5 protein-coding genes and 1 pseudogene are annotated in these 5,130 nt (G+C 66.4%); 4 read left to right on the forward strand and 2 right to left on the reverse strand.

Features of this window, described 5'->3' with window-relative positions; translation table 11 throughout:
- The 4 genes and pseudogenes from EB084_19080 to EB084_19095 all read left to right on the forward strand — a co-directional run.
- On the forward strand, window positions 1-243 hold a 243-nt coding region (locus tag EB084_19080), incomplete at its 5' end, for a hypothetical protein (protein ID NDD30367.1).
- 9 nt (window positions 244-252) lie between these two features.
- Entirely contained in the window at window positions 253-687 is a 435-nt protein-coding gene (locus tag EB084_19085) for an NHLP leader peptide family natural product precursor (GenBank protein NDD30368.1), read from the forward strand.
- 297 nt (window positions 688-984) lie between these two features.
- Entirely contained in the window at window positions 985-1,800 is an 816-nt protein-coding gene (locus EB084_19090; protein ID NDD30369.1) for a hypothetical protein, read from the forward strand.
- Window positions 1,801-2,101: 301 nt separating this feature from the next.
- Window positions 2,102-2,314, forward strand: a pseudogene (locus EB084_19095) (hypothetical protein).
- 65 nt (window positions 2,315-2,379) lie between these two features.
- Here EB084_19095 and EB084_19100 read toward each other — a convergent pair.
- Window positions 2,380-3,870 carry an SDR family oxidoreductase gene (locus tag EB084_19100; protein NDD30370.1) on the reverse strand — a complete coding sequence of 497 codons (1,491 nt, stop codon included), beginning with the start codon at window positions 3,868-3,870 and terminating at the stop codon, window positions 2,380-2,382.
- 70 nt (window positions 3,871-3,940) lie between these two features.
- Window positions 3,941-5,130: hypothetical protein (locus EB084_19105; GenBank protein ID NDD30371.1), on the reverse strand; the 1,190-nt coding region annotated here is incomplete at its 5' end.

Below are 5,130 nucleotides of genomic sequence, written 5' to 3' on the forward strand. Positions count from 1 at the left end.
GAGATGCGTGCCATCTTGATGATCGACTTCCTCCGTGACGAGGCCGACCTGCCGCGCAGACGTGAGATCGCAACCGCGCTGTCCCAACGCCTGCTCGGCCCCCGCGATCATGCCTGGCTGCACGCCGCTGGGCTCGACTGTGACGCGGCCCTCACCGAAGCCATGACCCGCGCGCCCATCCCCCAGGCCACCCTCGACTTCTGCCGAGAGGTGGTGGCCGAGAACGGCCTCATCTTCCCATGACCTCTCACTTTGTGCACGCGTCCTGCCGGGACACGCGCACGGGAAACACGAAAGGAGCCCCGTCCAGTGACACGTGAAGAGTTTGAGCGCCAGCTCGTCGAGAAAGCCCAGAAAGACGCCGCGTTTCGCGGCAGGCTGATCAGCGACCCGAAGGGCACGCTCGAAGCCGAGCTGCAGTCGGTGAAAGCAGGCATCTCCCTGCCCGCAAACCTGAAGGTCACCGTGGTGGAAGAGAGCGCCGATCACATCTACCTGCGCCTGCCCGCCGCCGCGTCCACTACCATGTCAGAGCAAGAGCTCGTGGCAACGACCGGTGGCGCGGGAGACCAGCCGCCCCCCGCCAGCATCGTGGTCGGCCTGGACGTCGTGGTCGTCGTGGCGCCGGGCCCGGAGGTGGGCGTGGTTCTCACGCCGGGCCCGGGTCTCATCGTCGCCGTCGCCTGATCTCGACGAGCGCGCAGCGACGGCTGCGCCCCCGCGGTGGGGCAGCAGCCGTCGTTTCTCGTTCTGCGACCTTGGTCTGAGCTAGAGGGCGACCATTGCCGCCGCATCCCCGGCCGCTGGCCGTGATGAAACCGTTCACGTGACCGAAGTCACGGCCCGCTGCGACGCGATATACTCTGATCAGCAGATGATTCCAGCGTCAGGGGGATTTCGCCGATGCACCGACCTTGCGCACTCGAGTTGCCCCACCCGCGACCGCTCACCGCTCGACCGACCCGCCGACCGATGGCACCGCTCATGGTCGCTTGCGCCTTTGCCTGGCTCGCCATCGGAGCCGCGGGGGCCGCACCTTCCGCCGAATCCGCCCGCGACGCGAGATTCTCGAAGAACAGCAAGCCCGCCGCGAAGCCGAAGATCTCGCCCAAGCTCGCGGCCCTGCTCGTCGGAAGATCCGCAGCCGCCATCACCGCCACAGACGTGTGGCTCAGCCCCCGTCTGCGTGGCGCCGATCTCGAGCGACTCAAGGTCGGTGATCAAGCCGGACTGCTCAAGATCATCGGCCCAGATGCCACCACCGAGCTGTTCGTCAAGCAAGATCCGCACATCAGCATCAAGGGCCTCGACACAGTGCTGCTCGCTCGGGTCACCCCAGACGACCGACGCAGGGTGCTCGAAGCGATGCAGATCTCAGTCGCAGAGATCGACACCGTGACACGCTCGATCATCGAACACTTCGAACAGCTGCCGCAGCGTCAAGCGGTCGCCCTCCTCGGAGTCATGGGCGCCGCGCACGGCCATGAGACCACAGCCGCGAGCAGCGTCGCCCGAGCCTTTCTTGGCCGGTTGCTGGGCACCACGCAAGACGTGAGCCTGCGGCGGCAGTGCGTTCTCGCTCTAGCGATTGCGGGAGCCACCGATGAGACCACGGTTCGTCGCGTCGTTGCGTTCATGACCGAGAGTCACAACGCCTGGGAGACCTTCACCACACAGCAGTTCTTCGACTTCCACCGCGACTATGTGCGCTCTCTGGCGACAGCCTCTTCTATCGCCGAAGCGCTCGAGCGCTCTGGCAACCCGTACGCACACGACATCGCCGCAACCCTCCTTCGCTGACCCCCGACCCCGTGGAGGGCTGCGGCCCCGCTCAGTCGAACGTCACCGTCGTCATGAGCAACGAAGCTACACCCTCCATCGATTCCGAATCACATCTGGGCCCCTCACCCAGCCGTGACCGACTCGCGGTGTTCGAAGACCAGATTGCGCGAGTGCGAAGCGGAGCGCTCTCGCCCTACGAATTCGGCACCTGGCTCGAGGAGATGGCCGCCCAGATGGCCGAGCGGCAGAAGCAGCTGCAAGAGATCTACTCCTCACTTCCGCCCGAGCTCGAAGGGGCCTTCGGTGACGAGGCCCGAGTCGGCTTCGAAGGGGTCTCGTTCTACCTTACCGGCGTCGAGCACCTGAGGGCCTACGTGCTGGCGCCCAACGAGGCCCTGCTCGACCGCGCCCTCGACGCCATGCACGAGGGCAACCGCCTCATCATCGAGGCCATGCAGATCAACCGCGACAATCGCGAGGCCGACGACGAGCCGAGCCCCCTCGACGAACCCCTCGACGACGTCGAAGACGACACGCTCTAGGCGAACCGCGTCTCGTGCGCGTCGACCGTCAACCCTCGTGCAAGAGACGCCTTCGTCAGAGCGTCGCGGCTTGAGGAAGGCGCGGCTCGTCTCGTCGCGCGGCGCGCGCCTCTCGGGCCAGTCGAGCGACACCGTCGACAAGTCCGCCGAAGATGAAGCCGTGCACCGGATAGAGCAGGTACCAGTACATCAGTCCGAACAGACCGCGAGGCGCGAAGAAGGCGGTCTGACGCAGCTCGCACCCCTCGTCGGTGGGCACCGCCTCGAACTGCAGCCATGCTCTGCCCGGAACCTTCATCTCCGCGCGCAAGCGCATCAGACGGTCGGGCTCAACCGCCTCTACGCGCCAGAAATCGACCACATCTCCCACGCGAATCTCATCCGGGTGTCGACGACCACGCCGCATGCCCACGCCACCAAGAAGGCGATCAATGATTCCGCGCACCCGCCACGTCCAGTCGAGGTACAGCCATCCGCGTTCCCCCCCCAGGCCAGAGAACGCGCGAAACGCATCGGCTGGGGAGACCTCGAGCTGGCGGACCCGACGCTCCACGATCATCCCTTCGGTGACGTGCAGCTCGACGGGGCGAGCGCGCATGCTCGACGACAGCGAGTCATACCACGTCGTGTTGAGCGTATGGTCGTGGATGCGGCGCAGCGCGCGCTCGACAGCCTCATTGTAGGTGATGGGATCGATGTGCGGAAACAGGCGGCGCGCCTCTCGTGTATCGGCCACCACCTCGTTGCGCAGCCCCTCGATGAGCGGGCGCGCAATAGACGAGGGCACGGGGGTGACGAAGTGCACCCAGTACGACGACAGGCGAGGCGTGAGAACGGGCACGGGAATCATCCAGCGGCGCAGCCCTCGAGCCTTCGCATAGCCCATCATCATGTCGCCGTACGATAGCCTCTGCGCCCCCCCGATCTCGACCACGTGAGAACCGCCCTCCGCCTCGATGGAGCCCACAAGATACGAGAGAACGTCGCGGATGGCGATGGGCTGGGCCAACGTGTAGACCCAGCGCGGACAGATCATGACCGGCAGGCGCTCGGTGAGGTCGCGGATGAGCTCGAACGAGAGGCTTCCCGAACCCACGATGACCCCCGCGCGAAACTCCAGCACGTCTGGCCCGTGGGCGCGAAGCTCATCTGCCACGGCCTGACGCGAGCGCAGATGCTTCGAGAGCGCCCCATCGTCGCTGCGACCGAGCGCGCCGAGATAGACGATGCGTCGCACCCCGGCTGAACGGGCCGCCTGGGCAAAGTTCCGAGCGCAGTCGAGATCGCGCTCGTGGAACCCTTCGCCCCCTTGCATCGTGTGCACGAGAAAGAACGCCGTATCGATGTCCTCGAACGCCTCTTTGAGGGTTTCAGGACGCAGAAGGTCGCCACACGTCAGGTCGACCTTGTCAACCCACGGCCGCCCTTTCAGACGCGCGGGATCGCGCACGAGGCACCGCACGGGATGCCCTTCCTCCAGCAGGCGAGGAACCAGGCGCCCGCCCACATATCCCGTTGCACCTGTCACCAGCACGTTGCGCGTCATACGATCGCACCTCCATTCGAGTCATACCCTCGAAAAGAAGTATACAACACCTATACAACGAGCGCAACGGTCAGGAGCGCACTGCACGCGTGAGCGTCTGCATGGCAGTATCCGCCCACTCCGATCGTGGCGACTCGGTGACCAGTCGAAGGATGGGCTCGGTGTTCGATGGACGCACGCCCACCCATGACCCGTCGTCGTAGCACACGCGAACCCCGTCAACGTGGTCGACTCTGCCCCGCGGAAAAGCCTCTTCAACCCGTTCAAACACCTGAGACAGAGCGCCCCGGCCAGGAGATGGCACCTTCGTCTTGCGCTCGTGGAATCGAGGTAGCGCCCTCAAGCGCTCTGACAGCGTGGAGGCCGCGCCCGAGAGGCACTCGAGCACCAGGGCCATGCCCACAAGACTGTCGCGTCCGAACGACACCGCTGGCCAGATGACACCCCCATTCCCCTCGCCCCCGAAGGCGAACCGATCTTGCTCGCAGGCCCGTGCCAGGGCACGCGACAAGTTCACCTCGCCCACCCGCGTCTCCACGATCTCCGCGCCGTGCCTGGCGACAACGGCATCGACGGCGCGCGTGGTGGAGAGGTTCTTCACCACGACCGCGGCGCGCGTGTCGCCTCGCCAGGCAGCACCGCTGCCCTGCATTCCTGTCGCGCGCTGCGAGAGCACGTGGTCGACCGCGAGAACCAGGGTGAACTCCTCACCTGCGGGAACCCCCTGCTCATCGACGAGGGCCAGGCGGTCGGCGTCGAGGTCCTGGGCGAACCCGACGTGACACGCAGCGCGCCGCACGGCCTCGATGAGGTCGCCGAGGTTCTCTGGAAGGGGCTCTGAGTCGCGCGCGGCCTGCACATCGAACACCTCGCAGCCGAGCCGGTCGAGCAGCAGACGAGCGGCATCGTGCCCCGCTCCCCGTCCGGCATCAAGCGCGACACGAAATCCGCGGGCGCGCACGGCATCGACGTCGACCTGCGTCAGAACGCGTTGCACGTGCGCCTCCACCGCTTCGTCGTGCGCGTCCTCGAAGCGGGGCGCACCGGAACCTGGGGGCGCGCCGTCGGTCACCAGCGAGAGCAGCCGCGCGGTCTGCGCCTGATCGAGCACCGTGTTCTCGCCGCGGCGAGACCACGACGCCATCGACGTCGAGGCAGGCGGAGCGCCGCACCCCATGAAGAACTTGAAGCCGTTCCACTGGGCCGGATTGTGGCTTGCCGTGACGATGACCCCGCCGTCTGCCCGGAAGTGCTCGAGAC

Source organism: Pseudomonadota bacterium (assembly GCA_010028905.1).
Taxonomy (GTDB): domain Bacteria; phylum Vulcanimicrobiota; class Xenobia; order RGZZ01; family RGZZ01; genus RGZZ01.